Consider the following 21,129-nt stretch of genomic DNA (forward strand, 5'->3'; position numbering starts at 1 on the left):
CTCGTGGTTGTCCGCCGATGATGCCTGAGCTTTGGCGATGGAGCCGCAAAGTGTCAAGCGCAACGCACGCATACCGGCCCTTTCAAAGCCGGTTACGGTGTTCCGGATCATTGTCTGTGTGCGTGTTAGTCCTGTGCTGGCAGAGCATCAATGTGCGGCGGCGCGGCTGGCTTGGATACCGGCATGCACTCATCAAGCAGGCGGCGGGCAGCGCTTTCGGCGGCGTCTGCATAAGGGATAAGGACACTGCCAGCGCCCGCATGACGGAACGCCTCGGCGTCGCCCTCATGGAAAGCGCTCAAAGTGATTTGCCCCTTGAAACCGTTGCTGCGCAGGGCGCGAAACAGAATCGCGTTGACCTCGCGCTGGGGAATGGTGCTGACCATGAGCTTCGCGTCATGCAGCGGCAGATGAGCCAGAAAGTCAGCGTCTTCTGCATCACCGTAACAAACACTCAGGCCACGGGCTTTCGCCAGCTTCAACTCGTCTGGCGCAAAGTCCACGCCGAGCACGCGTTTGCCGGCTTGTTGAAACTGTTCGGCCAATAGCCGCCCGTAGCGGCCCATGCCATAGATAATAATCTCCGGATGCCGCACCCGATTCGGTGTGTCGGAGGCTGTCTCGCGGTAGGCAACTTTGCGTTCAAACAAACTCAGCATTGGCGCCAGGCGCGCAAACAGTGGCTGGGTATACATCGCCATGTAAGTCGACAGGGTAATTGTGATCAGCGCCACCAGAGTGATCAGGCCCAGCGCGGAAGGATCAATCACCCCGAGGCCGACACCGACGCCGACAAAAATAATCGAGAACTCACTGATCTGCGCCAGCGTCAGCCCCGCCACAAATCCGGTGCGCTTGCGATAACCCAGTGCGCCGACAATCGGCATGATGATCAGCGGTTTAGCGATCAGGACAAATGCCGAAAGTACCAGCGCTGGAAATATCTGACCGTTGATATGACTGAAGTCGAGCTGCATGCCCAGGTAGAGGAAGAAGAACAGCAGGAGAAAGTCGCGCAAGCTGGTCAGGCGGCTTGAGATGGCTTCGCGCAGCGGTGTCGAGGCCAGAGACACGCCCGCGACAAATGCCCCAAGCTCTTTGGACAAACCAAACGATTCGGCAATGCCAGCCAGCGCGGTGCCCCACGCCACTGCAAACAGCATCAACAGTTCGGGGGAGCGTGACATGGCCTTTAGAAGCCACGGCATGGCCTTGCGCGAGATGAGGTAAATCCCGGCCACGGTAATCAACGCCAGCACACCCAGCCAGAAAAGGCTCATGGGTTGTTCAGCCGTGGCTTGTTTGGGGCTGAGCAGGTTGAGAACCAACATCGACGCGACTACAGCAATGTCCTGAATAATCAGGATGCCCATGGCGATTCGACCATGCAGCGAGTCGATCTCTTTCTTATCCGAGAGCAGTTTGACCACGATAATAGTGCTGGAGAAGGCCAGCGCCATTGCCATGTACAGCGCCATGCTGCTGCTCATGCCAAGCAAGATACACAGCCCATAACCGAGCCCGAGGGTCAGCGCTATCTGGCAGGTGCCGGCGACCAGTGCAACGCGGCCCAGAGAGCTGATCAGTTGCGTGTCGAGTTTGAGTCCGACAACGAACAACAGCACGGTAATGCCTATCTCGGCGAGCAGCGCCAGTGGCTCCATTTCACTGCTCAAGCCGATGAAACTTGGGCCTGCAAGAATGCCGACAACGATGTAGGCGATGATCAAGGGCTGTCGCAACTTCAAGGCAATCGCGCCAAACAAGGCCGATAACACCAGTAATGCTGCGACTTCCTGAAATAAGCTCATGCGTCTGAATCCCTGATAGATGTATTGAGCATAACGCTTGGGCATCGGGCGAAAGCTGCGTTGTATCAGTATGGTGGCAGTTAGCCGTTGTGAAAGCCGAACATGACGCGGCGAATCAGCGTCGTATAACTGCGTGGTGTGTTGCCATGTCCCATGAGTTTTGCCAGTGCGCTACACAACCTTGCACAGATATGCGGTTATCGCTTGTCGAGGCGGCTCGATACAGCCATGATTTCTCATGCGTGTGCCCCTCGTACAAGGATTTCCAATGCCAGACTCTGTTGCTACCCATCTGCGGTTAGCGCCTGAAGCTCTAACCCGCCCGTTTTCTCCTGAGCAATTCAACTTTAGCAACACAGATGATCTTGAACCTTTTCGTGGTGTTCTCGGCCAGGAGCGTGCCGTTGAAGCGTTGCAATTTGGCGTGGCGATGCCGCGTCCCGGCTATAACGTATTTGTGATGGGCGAGCCCGGCACCGGGCGTTTTTCATTTGTTAATCGCTATCTCAAAGCTGAAGGCAAGCGCATGGCGACACCGGCTGACCGGGTGTACGTCAATAATTTTGATGAGCCGCGCGAGCCGCGTGCGTTAGAGCTTGAAGCTGGGACTGCCGGTGAGTTCATTACCGATATCGGGCTGCTGATCGACAACCTGCTGGCGACATTCCCGGCGGTGTTCGAGCATCCGTCGTACCAGCAGAAGAAGAACGCGGTCGACCGGGCGTTCAATAAACGCTACGACCAAGCGTTGGATATTATCGAGCGCATGTCGCTTGAAAAGAGCATTGCCCTGTACCGCGACAGCAGCAACATCGCGTTTACCCCGATGCTCGAAGGCAAGGCGCTGGATGAAGCCGAGTTTGCGCAACTGCCCGAGGCTGATCGGGAGCGTTTTCACGCCGACATCGCCGCGCTTGAAGAATGCCTCAATGAAGAGCTGGCGAGCTTGCCGCAGTGGAAGCGAGAAACCAGTAATCAACTGCGTCAGCTCAACGAGGAAACCATCACCGTTGCATTGCAGCCGCTGCTGGCGCCGCTTTCGGAGAAGTATGCCGAGAACGCCGGCGTGTGTGCCTACCTGCAGGCGGTGCAGGTCAATTTGCTGAAAACCGTGGTTGAGCAACTGGTTGATATCGAAAAGACCGATATCCCGCAGCGCAAGTTACTCGAGGAGCAATACTGCCCGAGCCTGGTGGTTGGTCATCATGCGCACGGCGGCGCGCCCGTGGTGTTCGAGTCGCATCCAACCTACGACAATCTGTTTGGCCGCATCGAGTACAGCACCGATTCCGGGGCGATCTACACCAGCTTCCGGCAATTGCGCCCTGGCGCATTGCATCGTGCCAATGGCGGGTTCCTGATTCTCGAAGCCGAGAAAATGCTCAGCGAGCCGTTTGTCTGGGATGCGCTTAAACGCGCCCTGCATTCCCGTCAGCTGAAAATGGAATCGCCGCTGGGCGAGTTGGGGCGGATTGCTACGATCACGCTGAGCCCGCAGGTGATTCCTTTGCAGGTCAAGGTGATCATCATTGGCGCGCGCCAACTGTATTACGCGCTGCAGGACCATGATCCGGACTTCCAGGAAATGTTCCGCGTTCTTGTCGACTTCGACGAGGACATTCCGCTGGGCGACGAAAGCCTTGAGCAATTTGCCCAGCTGATGAAAACCCGCACCACCGAGGAGGGCATGGCGCCGCTCACGGCGGCTGCGGTAGCGCGTCTGGCGACATACAGTGCCCGGCTGGCTGAGCATCAGGGGCGGCTGTCGGCACGCATCGGTGATTTGTTCCAACTGGTCAGCGAGGCTGACTTTATTCGCCAGTTGGCCAATGAGACCGTGACTGATGTCGGCCATATCGAGCGGGCGCTCAAAGCCAAAGCCACGCGCACCGGGCGTGTTTCGGCGCGGATTATCGACGACATGCTGGCCGGGATCATTCTGATCGACACGGCCGGTGCGGCGGTCGGCAAGTGCAACGGGCTGACGGTGCTGGAAGTCGGTGATTCCGCGTTCGGCGTTCCTGCGCGAATTTCGGCCACGGTGTATCCGGGCGGCTCGGGGATTGTCGATATCGAGCGTGAGGTTAATCTCGGCCAGCCGATTCACTCCAAGGGCGTGATGATCCTGACCGGGTTCCTTGGCAGCCGTTACGCGCAGGAATTCCCGCTGGAGATTTCCGCCAGCATTGCGCTTGAGCAGTCGTACGGATATGTGGATGGCGACAGTGCCTCGCTGGGTGAGGTGTGCACTCTGATCTCGGCGCTGTCGCGCACGCCGCTCAAGCAGTGCTTTGCGATCACCGGCTCGATCAACCAGTTCGGTGAAGTTCAGGCTGTGGGTGGCGTCAACGAGAAGATCGAAGGTTTCTTCCGCCTTTGTGAGGCGCGTGGGCTGACGGGCGAGCAGGGCGCAATCATCCCGAGTTCCAATGTCTCGACGCTGATGCTCGACGAGAAAGTGCTGAACGCGGTGCGCGCTGGCCAGTTCCATATCTACGCGGTGCGTCAGGTGGACGAGGCGCTGAGCCTGCTGGCCGGTGAGCCTGTGGGAGAAGCGGATGAGCGCGGTCAATTCCCGGCGGGCAGCGTCAATGCGCGGGTTGTTGAGCGTTTGCGCGCGATTGCCGAAATGGGCATGGGCGAGGAGGAAAAAGACGAAAAACAGGACAAGGACGAAAAAGTGGTCAAAGCTGTAGAGGAGAAACCTCAAAAGCCTGTACCCGCCAAGGAGAAAAAGCCCCGGGCGCCAAAGTCCGAAGGTTGATTGAACAGGGGCGTCGGAGCCGCATCACATGCGGCGCAGTCGATGCTGGGGAAGCCCGCTGATTTGGACGTTTTGCGCGGCTTTCCCACGGTTCATCCACACAGTTATCCACAGGTTGAGTGAATAACTGTGTGACCCTCCTGCAAGTCTTGGCGGTGACTGGCAAGTGACCAATCTTGCGAGGGTTGCCGTCATGTCACGAAGCCTATGTCTCACCCGTCAATGCCTGGGCATGGTCACACGCATCGAGTGCGTGGTGCTGCCATTGGCTGGCGGTAATGGGCTCTGGACCCTGATTTGCGCGGCGGGTCTGTCCGGTGAGCAACCGACGGCCATAAAGGCGCAAGGCCCATTCTGCGGGCCTTTGGTGGCCGAAGGGGTCTTGGCTGGGATTGCCGATAACCTGATTGTGCAGGGCTATTGTGAATGTTGTGACCTGCCTATCTGGCGTCTGCACATTCAAGCGCAGTTACGGCAATTGAACGGAGAGCGTAGACGTAATTTCGGCGATTACCAGTTTCATCCAGAAACTTAATTCGCCGTTGTACAGGGATGGCGCTACCCTTCGCAGGGCTTTAAATCAAGGCTTTTTACCGATAAAAGCGCTGCACTTGAAAAATGTTATCCACATTTGCCCAAGATAATTTTTTAAAGGTGTTTCAGCGCCTTTTTTGGCGGGACATGGCTGGGTATACTCCGCTCCGGTTCAACCTTTGTGAGACACCATGGAACGCTTTATTGAAAACGCGATGTACGCATCGCGCTGGTTGTTGGCGCCGATCTATTTTGGCCTGTCGTTAGGGTTATTTGCCCTGGCGCTCAAGTTCTTCCAAGAAATTTTCCACATTCTGCCCAGCATCTTTTCGATGGCTGAGGCGGATTTGGTGCTGGTTATTCTGTCGCTGATCGACATGGCGCTGGTCGGCGGGCTCATCGTGATGGTGATGCTGTCGGGCTACGAGAACTTTGTCTCGCAACTCGACATCGAAGAGGGCCGCGAAAAGCTCAGTTGGTTGGGCAAGATGGACTCCGGTTCATTGAAGATGAAAGTGGCCGCGTCGATCGTGGCGATTTCATCGATCCATCTGCTCAAGGTGTTCATGGATGCCAAGAACATCCCGGACAACAAGTTGATGTGGTACGTGATCATCCACATGACCTTTGTACTGTCGGCCTTCGCCATGGGTTATCTGGATAAGCTGACCAAGCACGACCACTGATCCGGCAGCAGTAAAACGCCCATCAAACCGCCCGGCCGTTGCAAAACGGACGGGCGGTTTGCATTTAGCCTTGAGCTTTTGTTTGTTTATACAAGAATTAATTTTGTATAAGTTATGTATAGTTATGGAGGCGGCGATCATGAATCTTCAAGAGTTGCGTGGGCATGCGCTGGCGGGTGAGGTTGATGAGCTCAACCTGATCTCCATCGAAGGTGGTATCTATGTGCTGGAGGTGCAGATGGATGGCATCGCCTATGGCTTTACCGATGCGTCCCGGAAATCGCAGCATATGCGCTCCATCGAGCATGCCCGTGATGTGCTCCACGAATTGCCCAGGCTGCCGTTCAATCTGGTCCACGCGGTGGTGCATGATGAGATGTGCGGCATGCCGGACGGCCCTCAGGACACCTTGCGCGTGCCCATCTCGATGAACTCGCAGTGGTAGCCTTGCCAAAACGCGTTGCTGTGTTCCTGTGAACATTTGAACGGCGAGTGATCAGCGCCGTTCCGCAGATGGCTTTTGGCCCTCGGTAGCGCCCTTGGTTGTGATTCGGCCTGATCGCCAACTCATTGATCTGGCTCAAATAGATTTACCTTCGCGGTGTCGGGTGTTCGGCTGGGGCGGCCTTTGCTTCTGTGCTAGGCTGGCCGACCTTTTCAACCCCCCTGCGGAGCGTTACATGTCCGAACTTAATCTTGCTACTGATGAAACCCGCGTCAGCTACGGCATTGGCCGTCAGTTGGGTGGCCAACTGCGTGACAATCCGCCACCGGGTGTTAGCCTCGACGCTATTCTGGCGGGCCTGACCGACGCTTTCGCTGGTAAAGAAAGCCGCGTCAGCGAAGCTGAGCTGAATGCCAGCTTCAAGGTTATCCGTGAAGTTATGCAAGCTGAAGCTCAAGCCAAGGCTGAAGCAGCTGCTGGTGCAGGCAGAGAGTTCCTGGCCACAAACGCTGGCCGTGATGGCATCACCGTTCTGGCTTCGGGCCTGCAGTACGAAGTACTGACCACCGGCGAAGGCGCTACGCCGACCCGCGAAGACACTATCCGTGCGCATTACCACGGCACCCTGATCGACGGCACTGTGTTCGACAGCTCCTACGATCGCGGTCAGCCAGCAGAGTTTCCGGTTGGCGGCGTGATCGCCGGCTGGACCGAAGCCCTGCAATTGATGAAGGCTGGTAGCAAGTGGCGCCTGTACGTGCCGAGCGAGTTGGCTTACGGCGCGCAAGGCGTTGGCAGCATCCCGCCGCACAGCGTGCTGGTATTCGACGTAGAGCTGCTCGAAGTTCTGTAAGTCGAAGCGGCAGACGCTGTACAGGTCTGCCCGGAGATTCCCTGTCGACAGCGTTGCTGGCGGCAGGGCTCTCGTCTGTCAGCTCAAGGGTGCAATGCCTGCGAGTAGCAAAACAGAAACAGATTGCGCACCAATTCCTTGATCACCACTGGCTCGTTTGAACTGAGTTCATGCAGGTCCAGGCCGCCTTGTTCGCGGAAGGCTTCAAGTGCTTCATCTTCCAGACTCGCACATACTTTGCCGGTGTCGCGTTCGAGAATACGCACATAAGGTTGTGGCCGGTCGAGCCATGCATCAATCAAATAGGTCATGAGTGTTCTCCTTGGGTACGCCAATGAGAATAATTCTTATTCAATAAATAGCAAGGGTCAATTGGACATCTATTGATTTGCGTCAGGCGCAGGCCGACGACTGGCAGTTCAGTTTAAGTTGGAGGCAGAGAGCGGCGCCTCGGTTAAGAGGTCGAGCGTGTGTGCAGGGAGAGAAGAGGGCGCCTGACGAGGCCGCAGATGCGACCTCGTCAGTCTATGTGCTTAGTGGGTGCGGGCTACAGCGAAATGGCTCAGCTCAATCAGCGCCTGGCGGTATTCGTTGTCTGGCAGTGCATCGAGGCAAGCGATGGCGCGTTCGGCGAAATCACGAGCTTTCTGGGCGGTGTAATCCAGTGCGCCAGCGGCTTCGACAGCATTGCGAATGCTTTCGAGGTCTTCGATGCCGCCTTTTTGAATCGCCTGGCGAACCAGGGTGGCTTGCTCGGCGGTGCCTTCGCGCATGGTGTAGATCAGCGGCAGGGTTGGCTTGCCTTCTGCAAGGTCATCACCGACATTTTTACCCAGTGCTGCCGCATCGCCACGGTAGTCGAGCAGGTCGTCAACCAGTTGGAAGGCTACGCCAAGGTGGTCACCAAAGGTGCGCAACGCTTCAGTTTGCTCTGGAGTTGCCTGGGCAAATGCCGCTGCGCTGTGGGTCGAGGCCTCGAACAGCATGGCAGTTTTGCCGCGGATGACTTCCATGTAAATCGCTTCGGTGGTGCTGGCGTCGCGAACTTTCGACAGTTGTAGCACTTCACCTTCGGCAATCACGCGAGTGGCCTTGGAGAGAATCTTCATGACCGGCATCGAGCCCAGTTCGACCATCATCTCGAACGAGCGCGAATAGAGGAAGTCGCCTACCAGAACGCTGGGCGCATTGCCCCATTGTGCGTTGGCGGTTGAGCGGCCACGGCGCATGTCGGACATATCGACGACGTCGTCATGCAGCAGGGTCGCGGTGTGCAGGAACTCGATAGTGGCGGCCAGCAGGCGCAGGTTTTCATCCTGTACGCCAAGGGCTTTGCCGCTGAGGAGTACCAGCAGTGGGCGCAAGCGCTTACCGCCGGCCGAAATAATGTAATCGCCGATTTTCTCTACCAGCGGTACACGCGATACTAGTTGTTGGCGAATGATGCCATCAACAGCGGTAAAATCGTCCGCCACCACGCGGTAGAAAGCTTGGGGTTGCATTAGTTGCGCAGGCTCCTCGTATGTAGCGCGGCATGCTATGGGGCAGGCTAAGGCCTGTCAAGGCAAGAGCTTGGGGGACTTGCGCTGGTTAAGAAGCTTGCGTACAATCGCGCACCCTGAACTTCCCCCTGGGCATTTCCCTGCCTTACGCAATTGCAAGGGCGTCCTTCCGGCCCCAAGCAGCCATGCCAGTCAATAGCTATTCCTATAAAGCACTGGGTGAGCAGGATTAACGGAGATATACCATGTACGCTGTAATTGTTACTGGTGGCAAGCAATACAAAGTCACCGAAGGCGAATTCCTGAAGATCGAGAAACTCGAAATCGGCACTGGCGAATCCGTCACTTTCGATCGCGTTTTGTTGATCGGCAACGGTGACGACGTTCAAATCGGCGCACCAGTTGTAGATGGCGCTAAAGTTGTTGCAGAAGTTGTGTCGCAAGGTCGTCACGATAAAGTCCGCATCATCAAGTTCCGTCGTCGTAAGCACCACATGAAGCGTCAGGGCCACCGTCAGTGGTTCACTGAGATCAAAATCACCGGTATTTCGGCCTGATATTAATCAAGCCAAGACGCCGCTGAAAATGCAGTGCTTTTAGTACGGTTTTCAGGGGTTTCTGACCCTTTATAGGAGTATTGACTCATGGCACACAAAAAAGCTGGCGGTTCCACCCGCAACGGTCGCGACTCAGAAGCCAAACGCTTAGGCGTTAAGATGTATGGCGGCCAGGCTATCAAAGCAGGCAACATCATCGTGCGTCAGCGCGGCACCCAATTCCACGCTGGTTACGGCGTTGGCATGGGTAAAGATCACACTCTCTTCGCTAAAGTCGAAGGCGTGATCAAGTTTGAAGTAAAAGGCGCCTTCGGTCGTCGTTACGTGAGCGTTGTCGCGGCCTAATCGCGAGAATGTGAAAAGCCCCGTCCATGCGACGGGGCTTTTTTGTTTCTGTATTCTAGGGGTTCTTGCCAAACTGTCCTGGCAGTGCGCTTATTATTAAGTGCTGAGCTTAATTGAGCTTTTGGTGCAGGCGACGTGCTGATTTCGGCGCGCGATGCTTTCATTAGGGTTTAAGGGCAATTTTGCAAGCACCCAGTGTTCCTTGTTTGTTAACCCGCTTTTTTTGCGGGAGGCGTACCCATGAAATTCGTCGATGAAGTATCGATATTTGTAAAGGCTGGCGATGGCGGCAATGGCTGCATGAGCTTTCGCCGTGAAAAATTCATTGAGAACGGTGGCCCTAACGGTGGCGACGGCGGTGATGGTGGTTCGGTGTATATGGTTGCCGACGAAAACCTCAACACCCTGATCGACTATCGTTACACCCGTCGTTTTGATGCCCAGCGTGGCGCTAACGGCGGCAGTACCGATTGCACCGGGCGCAAGGGTGAAGACCTGTTCCTGCGCGTGCCGGTTGGCACCACCGTGATTGACTCCGGCACTCAGGAAGTCATTGGCGACCTGACCAAAGCCGGGCAAAAGCTGCTGGTGGCTCAGGGTGGCTGGCACGGTCTGGGTAATACCCGATTCAAGTCCAGTACCAACCGTGCCCCGCGCCAGACTACGCCGGGCAAGCCGGGTGACTCGCGTGACCTGAAGATGGAGCTCAAAGTATTGGCCGATGTGGGGCTGCTCGGGCTGCCAAACGCAGGTAAGAGCACGCTGATTCGCGCTATCTCTGCGGCCAAGCCGAAAGTGGCAGATTATCCGTTCACCACCTTGATCCCGAACTTGGGCGTGGTCAGCGTCGATCGCTACAAGAGCTTTGTGGTGGCTGATATTCCGGGGCTGATCGAAGGCGCTTCCGAAGGGGCGGGTCTGGGTATTCGCTTCCTCAAGCACTTGTCGCGTACGCGCTTGCTGCTGCACCTCGTTGATATGGAGCCGCTGGATCTGACTGATCCGGTGGAGGCCGCGCAGGTTATTGTCGACGAGCTGACCAAGTTCAGCCCGGCATTGGCCGAGCGTGATCGTTGGCTGGTGCTGAACAAAGCCGACCAGATGCTCGAAGAAGAGCGCGCCGAACGCGTGGCTGACATCGTTGCGCAGTTGGACTGGAAAGGCCCTGTGTACGTGATCTCGGCTATTTCCGGCGACGGTACTCAGCGGTTGTGTCAGGACATCATGACTTACCTTGAGGCGCGTGCCGAGAAGATTGCCGAGAATCCGCAGTTCGCGTCCGAGCTGGCTCAGCTCGATCAGCGCATCGAAGATGAGGCGCGTGCCCGCTTGCAGGAGCTGGATGATCAGCGTGCCCTGCGTCGTGCTGGCGTCAAGAGTGTCGATGATGTCGACGAAGACGACTTCGATGATGAAGATGACGACGACGGCCCGGAAATCATATACGTCCGGGATTAAGCAATTATTCAACGCCGCTTAACAGCGGCGTTTTTGTGTAGAGTTGATCCGTTGCAGGGCATGGGCTCTGCAAATCTGTAGTGCGCTTTTTGGTTGGGGTTGGAGCAAATGCGTGACAAGGTGACGAGTGCGCGGCGCTGGGTCGTCAAGATCGGCAGTGCGCTGCTGACGGCGGATGGCAAGGGCCTGGATCGCGACGCGATGAGGGTCTGGGTGCGGCAGATGGATGCACTGCGTGCGTCTGGTGTTGAATTGGTGTTGGTCTCATCGGGTGCGGTGGCTGCGGGCATGAGCCGCCTTGGCTGGAAAACCCGACCGAGCGCCATGCATGAGCTGCAGGCTGCCGCAGCCATTGGCCAGATGGGTCTGGTGCAGGCGTGGGAGTCGAGCTTTGCCGAGTTTGATCGTCGCACTGCGCAGGTTCTGCTGACTCACGATGACTTGTCTGATCGCAAGCGTTACCTCAATGCCCGCAGCACGTTGCGTACGCTGGTCGAGCTCGATGTGATTCCGGTCATCAACGAGAACGACACGGTGGTGACCGACGAAATCCGTTTTGGCGATAACGACACTCTGGCGGCGCTGGTGGCCAATCTGGTCGAGGCCGACTTGCTGGTGATCCTGACTGACCGCGACGGTATGTTCGATGCCGATCCGCGGCACAATCCTGATGCCAAGCTGATTTATGAGGCGCGTGCCGATGATCCGGCGCTTGATGCAGTTGCCGGCGGCGTTGGCGGTGCGTTGGGGCGTGGCGGGATGCAGACCAAGTTGCGTGCGGCGCGACTGGCAGCGCGTTCCGGTGCACATACGGTCATTGTGGGTGGTGCGATTGATCAGGTGCTGGCGCGCTTGGGTGCGGGTGAACGTCTTGGGACCTTGCTTGAGCCGGAGCGCGGCATGTTGGCAGCGCGTAAGCAGTGGCTTGCCGGGCACTTGCAGACCCGTGGAACTCTGGTGCTCGATGAAGGCGCAGTGAAGGCCGTGGCCAAAAATCGCAAAAGCTTGCTGCCAATCGGCGTGAAGGCTGTCAAAGGCAGTTTCCGGCGCGGCGAGATGGTGGTGTGCGTGGCAGCGGATGGTCGGGAGATTGCGCGCGGCCTGGCGAACTACAGCGCCTTGGAGGCGCAAAAAATTATCGGTCAGCCGTCGGATGCCATTGAGCGGTTACTGGGCTATGTTGATGAGTCCGAGTTGGTTCATCGCGATAATCTGATTCTGGTTTAAAGGGAGTGCGTGCGGATGCTGGGATTTAGCAAGAAACTGGGCATGTTCAGCGTTTTGCTGGCAGCGCCGCTGCTGGCATCCGCCGAGGAAATCGGTGAGGTCTCGACGGTTTTCAAATGGATGGGGCCGAACGACAAGATCGTCCTCGAGGCATTTGATGATCCCAAGGTTGAAGGCATTACCTGCTACCTGTCGCGCGCCAAGACTGGCGGCATAAAGGGTGGTCTGGGTTTGGCTGAGGATCGCTCCGAGGCCTCCCTTGCGTGCCGTCAGGTTGGACCGATCAGTTTCAAGGGTGAGTTCAAGGATGGCGAAGAGGTGTTCAAAGAGCGCACTTCGCTGGTGTTCAAGAGCATGCAGGTGGTGCGTTTCTTTGATCGCAATCGCAATGTGCTGATTTATCTGGTGTACAGCGACCGGGTCATTGAAGGCAGCCCGCACAACGGCATCACGGCTATTCCGATCATGCCCTGGCCAACTAAATAGCGGCAGGCTGTTGTGCGCGCAGGCTGAGGTTTGCGCGCTAATAGTGGATTTGACTTTATTGCAGGCAACAAAAAACCGGCCGAAGCCGGTTTTTGCAAGAACTTACAGCTTATTAAGCTGCAGCTTGGCTGAGTGCCTTGATGTGGGCATTCAGACGGCTCTTATGACGAGCAGCTTTGTTCTTGGCAATGATGCCTTTGTCAGCCATGCGGTCGATGACCGGTACAGCTGCGGTGTAGCTAGTTTTAGCCAGCTCGAGATCTTTGGCGTCGATAGCCTTGACCACGTTCTTGATGTAGGTACGTACCATGGAGCGCAGGCTGGCGTTATGGCTACGACGCTTCTCAGCCTGTTTTGCGCGTTTTTTGGCAGAAGGTGTATTGGCCACCGTCAAGCTCCTCGAAAATGGGGGGGTTACAAACAAATAAGGCCGCGAATCATGCCGAGATGAATCGCTGCTGTCAAGTCCAAAGACATTTCCTGGCGCTAGCCTGACAAGTGGCAGGCCGCTACACTCGATGCCTTCGTGAGCTTATGGATCGTCCACAGGCTCACTTGCTCTAGCGGAAAAATCATTATCTCATGAATTTGCTTAAGTCGCTGGCCGCTGTCAGCTCATTGACCATGCTTTCGCGTGTTCTAGGTTTCGTGCGCGACACCATCATCGCCCGTACATTCGGCGCGGGCGTGGCTTCTGACGCATTTGTGGTGGCTTTTAAGCTGCCAAATTTATTGCGAAGAATTTTTGCGGAAGGCGCCTTTTCGCAGGCATTTGTGCCTATTTTGGCTGAATACAAGACCCAGCAAGGCGAGGAGGCGACCCGAACCTTCATCGCGTATGTCTCCGGTTTGCTGACATTAGTGCTGGCGCTGGTCACGCTAATCGGAATATTGGCCGCGCCCTGGATCGTGTGGATTTCGGCGCCGGGTTTTGCCGATGAGCCGGATCGGTTCAATCTGACCACCGATCTGTTGCGGGTTACCTTCCCTTATATATTGCTTATATCGCTGTCGTCGCTGGCCGGTGCGGTGCTCAATACCTGGAACCGCTTCTCGGTGCCTGCGTTTGTGCCGACGCTGCTGAATGTCAGCATGATCGTGTTTGCGCTGTTTCTGACGCCGTACTTCGATCCGCCGATCATGGCGCTCGGCTGGGCGGTGCTGGTCGGCGGCCTGTTGCAGTTGTGCTACCAGTTGCCGCACCTGAAACGCATTGGCATGTTGGTATTGCCGCGCCTCAATCTTAAAGACATGGGCGTGTGGCGGGTGCTCAAGCAAATGGGGCCGGCAATCTTCGGGGTGTCTGTCAGCCAGATATCCCTGATCATCAACACCATCTTTGCCTCGTTTCTGGTCGCCGGTTCTGTTTCCTGGATGTACTACGCCGACCGTTTAATGGAGCTGCCTTCCGGTGTGCTAGGCGTGGCGCTGGGGACGATCTTGCTGCCGGCGCTGTCGAAAACTTACGCCAGTGCCGATCACGGCGAGTATTCACGGCTGCTCGACTGGGGGCTGCGTCTGTGTTTTGTGCTGGTGTTGCCGAGTGCGGTGGCGTTGGCGCTGCTTGCCGAGCCGCTGACGGTTTCGCTGTTTCAGTACGGTAAGTTCAGCGCGACGGATGCGCTGATGACTCAGCAAGCGCTGATCGCCTATTCGGTCGGTTTGCTCGGGATTATTCTGGTGAAGATTCTGGCGCCCGGCTTTTATGCACAGCAGAACATCAAGACGCCGGTGAAAATTGCGCTGGTAACATTGGTGTTCACGCAACTGATGAACCTGCTGTTGATCGGCCCGTTGGCGCACGCCGGCTTGGCGCTGTCGATTGGGCTGGCCGCTTGCCTGAACGCGGGGCTGCTGTTCTGGCAGTTGCGCAAACGCAATATTTTTCAGCCGCAGGCGGGCTGGCTGGTGTTTTTGCTCAAACTGGTGGTCGCTGTGCTGGTAATGGCGGCGGCGTTACTGGGCGTAATGCATTACATGCCGGTCTGGTCGGAGGGTACGATGCTCTGGCGGCTGCTGCGTTTGGGCGTGTTGGTGGCGGCTGGTTTAGCCAGTTATTTCGCGACCTTGCTGCTCTTGGGCTTCCGTCTGCGCGACTTCTCCCGCCGAGCGGTCAGTTGAATGGCAACAGGGTTTATTTGGTGCCTGTTGTCTGCGGGCGCGTGAAGGTATAATCGACCACTTTATGAGCAAGAAGCGCGTTATGCAGCTGGTTCGAGGCCTCCACAATTTACGGCCCCAGCATCGGGACTGTGTCGCCACTATCGGCAACTTCGACGGCGTCCATCGTGGCCATCAGGCTATCTTGGCGCGCCTTCGCGAGCGTGCGTCCGAATTGGGCGTGCCCAGCTGCGTGGTGATTTTCGAGCCGCAGCCGCGTGAATTCTTCGCCCCAGACACAGCGCCAGCCCGCCTCACGCGGCTGCGCGACAAGCTTGCCTTGTTGGCGGCTGAAGGCGTCGACCGCGTGCTGTGTTTGGCTTTCAACCCGCGCTTGCGTGAGTTGAGTGCCGCTGAGTTCGTGCAAAAAGTGCTGATCGACGGTTTGGGCGTGCGTCATCTCGAAGTGGGTGACGACTTCCGGTTTGGCTGTGATCGTGCCGGCGACTTCGCATTTCTTGCCGATGCGGCCGCGCGTGAAGGTTTTACCGTCGAGGCGGCAACTACCGTCGAGCTTGACGGTATTCGCGTGAGTAGCACCCGCGTGCGCGAAGCGCTGAGCGTGGGTGATTTTGAGTTGGCTGAACACCTGCTCGGGCGTCCGTTTCAAATTGCCGGGCGCGTGCTGCATGGGCAAAAGCTGGGGCGCCAACTGAACGCGCCTACAGCCAATATTCAGCTCAAGCGCCGTCGTGTGCCGCTGACCGGTGTGTATATGGTCAGCATCGACATTGACGGCCAGACGGTTGCTGGCGTCGCCAATATCGGCGTACGCCCAAGCGTCAAAAGTGACGGCTGTGCCCACTTAGAGGTGCACCTTCTGGATTTTGCCGGCGATTTGTATGGCCGGCGTTTAACGGTGGCGTTCCACCGCAAGCTGCGTGATGAGCAGCGTTTTGCCTCGCTCGAGGCGCTGAAGACGGCAATTGCTGCCGATATTGCCGCCGCCCGTGCCTATTGGCAGGGCTAACCGCTAAAGTGAAGAGCCTCTGATGACCGACTATAAAGCCACGCTAAACCTGCCTGATACCCAGTTTCCGATGAAGGCTGGCCTGCCGACGCGCGAGCCGCAAACCCTGCAGCGCTGGAACGATATTGGTCTGTATCAGAAGCTGCGTGAAATGGGCGAAGGCCGTCCAAAATTCCTCCTGCACGATGGCCCTCCCTACGCCAACGGCAGCATTCACATCGGTCACGCGGTTAACAAGATTCTCAAAGACATTATCACCCGCTCGAAAACGCTGGCCGGCTATGACGCGCCTTACGTTCCGGGCTGGGATTGCCACGGCCTGCCGATTGAGCACAAGGTCGAAACCACCTTCGGCAAAAACCAGCCTGCGGACCTGACCCGCGAGCGCTGCCGTACGTATGCCGGCGAGCAGATCGAAGGTCAGAAGGCCGACTTCATTCGTCTTGGCGTTCTTGGCGACTGGGAAAAGCCCTACCGCACCATGGACTTCGCCAACGAGGCGGGCGAAATTCGTGCGCTGGCAGAAATGGTCAAGCAAGGCTTTGTATTCAAGGGCCTGAAGCCGGTTAACTGGTGTTTCGATTGCGGTTCGGCGCTGGCTGAGGCCGAAGTTGAATATCAGGACAAAAAATCCGACGCCATCGACGTTGCATTCGTCTGCGAAGACGCCGACAAGCTAGCCGCCGCCTTCGGTCTGGCCAGCTTGCCGAAGGCTGCAAGCATCGTTATCTGGACCACCACGCCGTGGACCATTCCCGCCAACCAGGCACTCAATGTGCACCCCGAGTTCAACTACGCGCTGGTTGATGTCGGCGACAAGTTGCTGCTGCTCGGCGAAGAACTGGTTGAAAGCAGCCTTGAGCGTTACGGCCTGCAAGGCAGCGTTATCGCCACGACCACCGGTGAAAAACTCGAACTGATCCGTTTCCGTCACCCGTTCTATGAGCGTCTGTCGCCGGTGTATCTGGCTGACTACGTCGAAATGGGCTCCGGTACTGGCATCGTCCACTCGGCTCCGGCTTACGGTGAAGACGACTTCCGTTCGTGCAAAGGCTACGGCATGAGCAACGACGACATTCTCAGCCCGGTGCAGAGCAATGGCGTTTACGTTGAGTCGCTGCCGTTCTTCGGCGGCCAGTTCATCTGGAAGGCCAACCCGAACATCGTCGCCAAGCTTGATGAAGTCGGCGCGCTGCTCAAGCATCAGCCGATCCAGCACAGCTACATGCACTGCTGGCGTCACAAAACTCCGCTGATCTATCGCGCGACGGCGCAGTGGTTCGTCGGCATGGACAAGCAGCCCAACGAAGGCGGCACATTGCGTGAACGCGCACTGGGCGCCATCGAGAAGACCGAATTCGTTCCGGCCTGGGGTCAGGCGCGTCTGCACAGCATGATCGCTGGCCGTCCGGACTGGTGCATCTCGCGTCAGCGCAACTGGGGCGTGCCGATCCCGTTCTTCCTGCACAAGGAAAGCGGTGAGCTGCACCCGCGCACCACCGAGCTGATGGAAGAAGTTGCCAAGCGTGTTGAAGGCGAGGGCATCGAGGCCTGGTTCAAACTGGACGCCACCGAACTGCTCGGTGACGAGGCCAACCAGTACGACAAGATCAGTGACACGCTGGACGTCTGGTTCGACTCGGGCACCACTCACTGGCACGTGCTGCGCGGCTCGCACAACATGGGTCACGAAACAGGCCCACGCGCTGATCTGTATCTTGAAGGCTCGGACCAACACCGTGGCTGGTTCCACTCATCCTTGCTCACCGGTTGCGCGATTGACGGCAATGCGCCGTACAAAGAACTGCTGACCCACGGCTTTGTGGTGGACGAGAACGGCCGCAAAATGTCCAAGTCGCTGGGCAACGTGGTCGCGCCGCAGCAAGTCAACGACAGCCTGGGCGCGGACATCATGCGCCTTTGGGTATCGTCGACCGACTACTCCGGCGAGATGGCTGTGTCTAACGTCATCCTCCAGCGCAGCGCCGATTCGTATCGCCGTATCCGTAACACCGCGCGCTTCCTGCTCTCGAACCTGAGCGGCTTCGACCCCGTGCAACACGCGCTGCCGGTAGACGAAATGCTCGCGCTGGATCGCTGGGCGCTGGATCGTGCATTGCTGCTGCAGCGCGAAATCGAAGAAGCCTACGAAAACTATCGTTTCTGGAACGTGTACCAGAAAGTTCACAACTTCTGCGTGCAGGAACTGGGCGGCTTCTACCTCGATATCATCAAGGACCGTCAGTACACCACTGCGGCAGACAGCGTGGCGCGTCGCTCGTGCCAGACTGCACTGTTCCATATCGCTGAAGCGCTGGTACGCTGGATCGCGCCGATCCTGGCCTTCACTGCCGACGAAATCTGGCAGTACCTGCCGGGCGAGCGCAATGAGTCGGTCATGCTCAATGGCTGGTATCAGGGCCTGACCGAGCAATCGCAGGACGTCGAGTTGAATCGCGAGTTCTGGGAGCGGGTCATGGCGGTCAAGGTCGCGGTGAATAAAGAGCTGGAAAATCAGCGCAAGGAAAAAGCCATCGGCGGCAACCTGCAGGCTGAAGTGACCGTTTACGGTGAAGACAGCCTGATCGAAGCACTGGGCAAGCTGGGTAATGAGCTGCGCTTCGTACTCATCACCTCCACCGCAAGCCTTGCGCCGCTGAGCGCAGCTCCGGCAGATGCGGTTGAAACTGAAGTGGCTGGCCTCAAGCTTAAAGTGGTGAAGTCGGCTCACGCCAAGTGCGCCCGTTGCTGGCACCACCGTGAAGATGTCGGCGTGAACCCGGCGCATCCGGAAATCTGTGAGCGCTGTGTCGATAACATCGAAGGCGCTGGCGAGGTTCGTCACTATGCCTGATGCCAGCCGTTTCGGCAGATTGGCTTGGTTGTGGTTGAGCTTGCTGGTGTTCGTTATCGATCAGGCCAGCAAGTTCTACTTCGATGGCACGCTCGAGATGTACGAGCAGATTGTGGTGATCCCGCAATATTTCAGCTGGACGCTGGCCTACAACACCGGCGCTGCTTTTAGCTTTCTGGCCGGTGAATCCGGCTGGCAGCGCTGGCTGTTCGCCTTGATCGCGTTAAGCGTCAGCGCTGTGTTGGTGGTCTGGATGAAGCGCCTGAAAAGCGATGAGACCTGGCTGGCAATCGCTCTGGCACTGGTGCTGGGCGGGGCTATCGGTAATCTGTTCGACCGCATCGTGCTTGGCCACGTTGTCGATTTCATTCTGGTGCATTGGCAAAACCGCTGGTATTTCCCCGCGTTCAATATTGCCGATAGTGCCATTAGCGTAGGCGCAGTCATGCTTGCGCTGGATATGTTTAAAAGTAAAAAGTCCGGAGAAGTAGCCCATGACTGATGTACGTATTGGCCCGGACAAGGAAGTTACCCTGCACTTCGCCATCAAGCTGGAAAATGGCGATGTGGTGGACAGCACGTTCGACAAAAAGCCTGCGACCTTCCGCGTTGGCGATGGCAACCTGCTGCCCGGTTTTGAAACCTCGCTGTACGGTTTCAAGGCGGGTGACAAGCGCGTGGTCGAGATCCTGCCGGAGCAGGGCTTTGGTCAGCCTAATCCGCAGAACCTGCAAGTGATGCCACTGAGCAATTTTGCCGATATGGAGCTTTCGCCCGGTTTGCTGGTGATCTTCAACGACGCCGCCAATGCCGAATTGCCTGGCGTGGTCAAAAGCGTTGAAGGCGAGCAGGTGACCATTGATTTCAACCACCCGCTGGCCGGCAAGACGCTGAGCTTTGAAGTCGAAATCATCGACGTCAAAGCGGTTTAATTAGCCTGCCTGCAACCGCAGGTGCGCTCCCGTTTGCAAGGCTGCCGATAACAGCGCAGCCCTTGCAAAGGGCCAACTGATGCACCGCGTGCCGAGAATTATTATGCATATCAAACTCGCTAATCCTCGTGGCTTCTGTGCTGGCGTAGACCGCGCCATCGAGATTGTTAATCGCGCGCTCGAAGTGTTCGGGCCGCCGATTTATGTGCGCCACGAAGTCGTCCACAACAAGTTTGTGGTCGAGGATTTGCGCGCACGCGGCGCGGTGTTTGTCGAAGAGCTGGATCAGGTGCCAGACGATGTTATCGTCATCTTCAGCGCCCACGGCGTCTCTCAGGCGGTGCGCAACGAAGCCGAGCGCCGCGGTCTGAAAGTGTTCGATGCAACCTGCCCGCTGGTCACCAAGGTTCACATGGAAGTCGTGCGCTACAGCCGCGAAGGCCATGAATGCATCCTCATCGGCCATGCCGGCCACCCGGAAGTCGAAGGCACGATGGGCCAGTACGACGCCAGTAACGGCGGCGCTATTTATCTGGTTGAAGACGAAGACGACGTAGCCAGGCTTGAGGTGCGCAATCCCGAGTCCTTGGCGTTCGTCACCCAGACGACGCTGTCGATGGATGACACCAGCAAAGTGATCGACGCGCTGCGCCGCAAGTTCCCGAGCATCGGCGGCCCGCGTAAAGACGACATCTGCTACGCCACCCAGAACCGTCAGGACGCCGTTAAGCAACTGGCTGATGAGTCGGACGTTCTGTTGGTGGTCGGCAGCCCCAACAGCTCCAACTCCAATCGCCTGCGCGAGTTGGCCGAACGCATGGGCACGCCAGCCTACCTGATTGACGGCGCCGAAGACCTCAAGCAGGAGTGGTTTGCGGGTGCAGGGAACGTGGGCATAACCGCAGGTGCCTCGGCCCCGGAAGTACTGGTGCGCGGCGTGGTTGATCAGATGAAGGCCTGGGGCGCCAGCGCTGAAAGCGAGCTGGACGGGCGGCCGGAGAACGTGACGTTCTCGATGCCTAAAGAGTTGCGGGTCAAACAGCTTTAAACAATCAAGCGTTGACTCGGGATTAACCCGAAAAGCAAAAGGCCAAGCGAAAGCTTGGCCTTTTTGTTTGCGTGCGAAGTGCTTATTTCCAGCAGTCGTTAATCGAACTGGCGCTGCCGGTTTTACTTCTTTCAGCCTTCTGGTTCAAACCCAGCGTGCCGCATTTGGTGTCTTTGGTTTGCTGGTTCTGTGGCACCACAGTCAGCGTGTAGGTATTGCTGGTCACATCAGCAATGTTCAGCTGATAAAGATTATTGGTCGAGTTCACCGGCACGTTGAGCTTTGCAGCGGTATCGGCATAGGTGTTGTTCTGCGCAAAGTAACGCTCTTGGCGTGCAGCCGCCTCGCTCAGAAGCGCTAAGCCTTCTGAGCGATTACCGCGCAACACATACTCGGTGTAGCTGGGGTAGGCAATCGCGGCAAGGATGCCAATGATTGCCACCGTTATCATCACTTCAATCAGCGTAAAGCCAGACTGCTTTGCTTGTTTCATTTCT

Annotated in this window: 21 protein-coding genes; 16 read left to right on the forward strand and 5 right to left on the reverse strand. The window is 57.2% G+C overall.

All coding sequences use genetic code 11. From position 1 onward, the window contains the following. Nucleotides 1-125 precede the first annotated feature (125 nt). Nucleotides 126-1,811 (reverse strand): cation:proton antiporter, encoded by a 1,686-nt coding sequence (locus BM395_RS05300; RefSeq protein WP_090509473.1) that lies wholly within the window; start codon nucleotides 1,809-1,811, stop codon nucleotides 126-128. A gap of 268 nt (nucleotides 1,812-2,079) precedes the next feature. Here BM395_RS05300 and BM395_RS05305 point away from each other — a divergent pair, with 268 nt between their 5' ends. The 5 genes from BM395_RS05305 to bamJ all read left to right on the forward strand — a co-directional run bounded on the left by BM395_RS05305 (nucleotide 2,080) and on the right by bamJ (nucleotide 7,093). Next, nucleotides 2,080-4,575: a Lon protease family protein gene (locus BM395_RS05305; RefSeq protein WP_069898137.1), complete on the forward strand. Its 2,496-nt coding sequence runs from the start codon at nucleotides 2,080-2,082 to the stop codon at nucleotides 4,573-4,575. Nucleotides 4,576-4,768: 193 nt separating this feature from the next. Further along, the gene (locus tag BM395_RS05310; RefSeq protein ID WP_069898136.1) at nucleotides 4,769-5,110 is read left to right on the forward strand and encodes a PA4575 family protein; all 342 of its coding nucleotides are present in this window, start codon (nucleotides 4,769-4,771) and stop codon (nucleotides 5,108-5,110) included. A gap of 190 nt (nucleotides 5,111-5,300) precedes the next feature. Continuing rightward, a complete protein-coding gene (locus BM395_RS05315; RefSeq protein WP_069898135.1) occupies nucleotides 5,301-5,795 on the forward strand; it encodes a TIGR00645 family protein in 495 nt (164 codons plus the stop codon). 139 nt (nucleotides 5,796-5,934) lie between these two features. Then, the gene (locus tag BM395_RS05320; RefSeq protein WP_090509477.1) at nucleotides 5,935-6,240 is read left to right on the forward strand and encodes a DUF6482 family protein; all 306 of its coding nucleotides are present in this window, start codon (nucleotides 5,935-5,937) and stop codon (nucleotides 6,238-6,240) included. Between the two features lie 235 nt (nucleotides 6,241-6,475). Beyond that, nucleotides 6,476-7,093: a BamJ family beta-barrel-assembly machinery protein gene (gene bamJ / locus BM395_RS05325; RefSeq protein ID WP_090509481.1), complete on the forward strand. Its 618-nt coding sequence runs from the start codon at nucleotides 6,476-6,478 to the stop codon at nucleotides 7,091-7,093. An 83-nt stretch (nucleotides 7,094-7,176) separates the two neighbouring features. Here the strand turns inward: bamJ and BM395_RS05330 are convergent, their stop codons facing one another. After that, on the reverse strand, nucleotides 7,177-7,404 hold the full coding sequence (locus tag BM395_RS05330) for a PA4570 family protein (protein WP_069898132.1): 228 nt from the start codon (nucleotides 7,402-7,404) through the stop codon (nucleotides 7,177-7,179). A gap of 222 nt (nucleotides 7,405-7,626) precedes the next feature. Further along, nucleotides 7,627-8,595 carry a polyprenyl synthetase family protein gene (locus tag BM395_RS05335; RefSeq protein WP_069898131.1) on the reverse strand — a complete coding sequence of 323 codons (969 nt, stop codon included), beginning with the start codon at nucleotides 8,593-8,595 and terminating at the stop codon, nucleotides 7,627-7,629. A 245-nt stretch (nucleotides 8,596-8,840) separates the two neighbouring features. Between BM395_RS05335 and rplU the strand changes: the two genes are divergently transcribed. The 5 genes from rplU to BM395_RS05360 all read left to right on the forward strand — a co-directional run bounded on the left by rplU (nucleotide 8,841) and on the right by BM395_RS05360 (nucleotide 12,668). Beyond that, nucleotides 8,841-9,152 (forward strand): 50S ribosomal protein L21, encoded by a 312-nt coding sequence (gene rplU, locus BM395_RS05340; protein WP_090509483.1) that lies wholly within the window; start codon nucleotides 8,841-8,843, stop codon nucleotides 9,150-9,152. A gap of 87 nt (nucleotides 9,153-9,239) precedes the next feature. Next, entirely contained in the window at nucleotides 9,240-9,497 is a 258-nt protein-coding gene (gene rpmA, locus BM395_RS05345) for a 50S ribosomal protein L27 (protein ID WP_003281574.1), read from the forward strand. 240 nt (nucleotides 9,498-9,737) lie between these two features. Continuing rightward, nucleotides 9,738-10,955: an Obg family GTPase CgtA gene (gene cgtA / locus BM395_RS05350; protein WP_069898129.1), complete on the forward strand. Its 1,218-nt coding sequence runs from the start codon at nucleotides 9,738-9,740 to the stop codon at nucleotides 10,953-10,955. 108 nt (nucleotides 10,956-11,063) lie between these two features. After that, nucleotides 11,064-12,182 carry a glutamate 5-kinase gene (proB, locus tag BM395_RS05355; RefSeq protein ID WP_090509485.1) on the forward strand — a complete coding sequence of 373 codons (1,119 nt, stop codon included), beginning with the start codon at nucleotides 11,064-11,066 and terminating at the stop codon, nucleotides 12,180-12,182. Between the two features lie 42 nt (nucleotides 12,183-12,224). Next, nucleotides 12,225-12,668, forward strand: coding sequence for a CreA family protein (locus tag BM395_RS05360; RefSeq protein ID WP_090509794.1), 444 nt, complete (start codon nucleotides 12,225-12,227; stop codon nucleotides 12,666-12,668). A 112-nt stretch (nucleotides 12,669-12,780) separates the two neighbouring features. Here the strand turns inward: BM395_RS05360 and rpsT are convergent, their stop codons facing one another. After that, the gene (gene rpsT, locus BM395_RS05365) at nucleotides 12,781-13,056 is read right to left on the reverse strand and encodes a 30S ribosomal protein S20 (RefSeq protein ID WP_069898126.1); all 276 of its coding nucleotides are present in this window, start codon (nucleotides 13,054-13,056) and stop codon (nucleotides 12,781-12,783) included. A 194-nt stretch (nucleotides 13,057-13,250) separates the two neighbouring features. Between rpsT and murJ the strand changes: the two genes are divergently transcribed. The 6 genes from murJ to ispH all read left to right on the forward strand — a co-directional run bounded on the left by murJ (nucleotide 13,251) and on the right by ispH (nucleotide 20,632). Next, the gene (gene murJ, locus BM395_RS05370) at nucleotides 13,251-14,789 is read left to right on the forward strand and encodes a murein biosynthesis integral membrane protein MurJ (protein WP_090509489.1); all 1,539 of its coding nucleotides are present in this window, start codon (nucleotides 13,251-13,253) and stop codon (nucleotides 14,787-14,789) included. 82 nt (nucleotides 14,790-14,871) lie between these two features. Then, nucleotides 14,872-15,798: a bifunctional riboflavin kinase/FAD synthetase gene (ribF, locus tag BM395_RS05375; protein ID WP_069898124.1), complete on the forward strand. Its 927-nt coding sequence runs from the start codon at nucleotides 14,872-14,874 to the stop codon at nucleotides 15,796-15,798. A gap of 22 nt (nucleotides 15,799-15,820) precedes the next feature. Then, nucleotides 15,821-18,652 (forward strand): isoleucine--tRNA ligase, encoded by a 2,832-nt coding sequence (gene ileS / locus BM395_RS05380; RefSeq protein ID WP_090509495.1) that lies wholly within the window; start codon nucleotides 15,821-15,823, stop codon nucleotides 18,650-18,652. Next, nucleotides 18,645-19,154, forward strand: coding sequence for a signal peptidase II (lspA, locus tag BM395_RS05385; protein WP_090509497.1), 510 nt, complete (start codon nucleotides 18,645-18,647; stop codon nucleotides 19,152-19,154). The genes ileS and lspA overlap by 8 nt, the downstream gene beginning before the upstream one ends. Further along, entirely contained in the window at nucleotides 19,147-19,584 is a 438-nt protein-coding gene (locus BM395_RS05390) for an FKBP-type peptidyl-prolyl cis-trans isomerase (protein ID WP_090509500.1), read from the forward strand. The genes lspA and BM395_RS05390 overlap by 8 nt, the downstream gene beginning before the upstream one ends. A gap of 103 nt (nucleotides 19,585-19,687) precedes the next feature. Beyond that, nucleotides 19,688-20,632, forward strand: a complete 945-nt coding sequence (gene ispH, locus BM395_RS05395) for a 4-hydroxy-3-methylbut-2-enyl diphosphate reductase (RefSeq protein ID WP_090509796.1) — start codon at nucleotides 19,688-19,690, stop codon at nucleotides 20,630-20,632. Nucleotides 20,633-20,714: 82 nt separating this feature from the next. Here ispH and BM395_RS05400 read toward each other — a convergent pair whose 3' ends face one another. Further along, complete coding sequence (locus tag BM395_RS05400; RefSeq protein WP_090509504.1) at nucleotides 20,715-21,125, reverse strand: type IV pilin protein; 411 nt, start codon at nucleotides 21,123-21,125, stop codon at nucleotides 20,715-20,717. Nucleotides 21,126-21,129 lie beyond the last annotated feature (4 nt).

Source organism: Pseudomonas marincola (assembly GCF_900116605.1).
Lineage (GTDB): Bacteria > Pseudomonadota > Gammaproteobacteria > Pseudomonadales > Pseudomonadaceae > Aquipseudomonas > Aquipseudomonas marincola.

Bases quoted from the DNA above. Each gene is read 5' to 3' on its own strand.
- BM395_RS05300 (WP_090509473.1), bottom strand. From the start codon at position 1,811: ATGAGCTTATTTCAGGAAGTCGCAGCATTACTGGTGTTATCGGCCTTG.
- BM395_RS05305 (WP_069898137.1), top strand. From the start codon at position 2,080: ATGCCAGACTCTGTTGCTACCCATCTGCGGTTAGCGCCTGAAGCTCTA.
- BM395_RS05310 (WP_069898136.1), top strand. From the start codon at position 4,769: ATGTCACGAAGCCTATGTCTCACCCGTCAATGCCTGGGCATGGTCACA.
- BM395_RS05315 (WP_069898135.1), top strand. From the start codon at position 5,301: ATGGAACGCTTTATTGAAAACGCGATGTACGCATCGCGCTGGTTGTTG.
- BM395_RS05320 (WP_090509477.1), top strand. From the start codon at position 5,935: ATGAATCTTCAAGAGTTGCGTGGGCATGCGCTGGCGGGTGAGGTTGAT.
- bamJ (WP_090509481.1), top strand. From the start codon at position 6,476: ATGTCCGAACTTAATCTTGCTACTGATGAAACCCGCGTCAGCTACGGC.
- BM395_RS05330 (WP_069898132.1), bottom strand. From the start codon at position 7,404: ATGACCTATTTGATTGATGCATGGCTCGACCGGCCACAACCTTATGTG.
- BM395_RS05335 (WP_069898131.1), bottom strand. From the start codon at position 8,595: ATGCAACCCCAAGCTTTCTACCGCGTGGTGGCGGACGATTTTACCGCT.
- rplU (WP_090509483.1), top strand. From the start codon at position 8,841: ATGTACGCTGTAATTGTTACTGGTGGCAAGCAATACAAAGTCACCGAA.
- rpmA (WP_003281574.1), top strand. From the start codon at position 9,240: ATGGCACACAAAAAAGCTGGCGGTTCCACCCGCAACGGTCGCGACTCA.
- cgtA (WP_069898129.1), top strand. From the start codon at position 9,738: ATGAAATTCGTCGATGAAGTATCGATATTTGTAAAGGCTGGCGATGGC.
- proB (WP_090509485.1), top strand. From the start codon at position 11,064: ATGCGTGACAAGGTGACGAGTGCGCGGCGCTGGGTCGTCAAGATCGGC.
- BM395_RS05360 (WP_090509794.1), top strand. From the start codon at position 12,225: ATGTTCAGCGTTTTGCTGGCAGCGCCGCTGCTGGCATCCGCCGAGGAA.
- murJ (WP_090509489.1), top strand. From the start codon at position 13,251: ATGAATTTGCTTAAGTCGCTGGCCGCTGTCAGCTCATTGACCATGCTT.
- ribF (WP_069898124.1), top strand. From the start codon at position 14,872: ATGCAGCTGGTTCGAGGCCTCCACAATTTACGGCCCCAGCATCGGGAC.
- ileS (WP_090509495.1), top strand. From the start codon at position 15,821: ATGACCGACTATAAAGCCACGCTAAACCTGCCTGATACCCAGTTTCCG.
- lspA (WP_090509497.1), top strand. From the start codon at position 18,645: ATGCCTGATGCCAGCCGTTTCGGCAGATTGGCTTGGTTGTGGTTGAGC.
- BM395_RS05390 (WP_090509500.1), top strand. From the start codon at position 19,147: ATGACTGATGTACGTATTGGCCCGGACAAGGAAGTTACCCTGCACTTC.
- ispH (WP_090509796.1), top strand. From the start codon at position 19,688: ATGCATATCAAACTCGCTAATCCTCGTGGCTTCTGTGCTGGCGTAGAC.
- BM395_RS05400 (WP_090509504.1), bottom strand. From the start codon at position 21,125: ATGAAACAAGCAAAGCAGTCTGGCTTTACGCTGATTGAAGTGATGATA.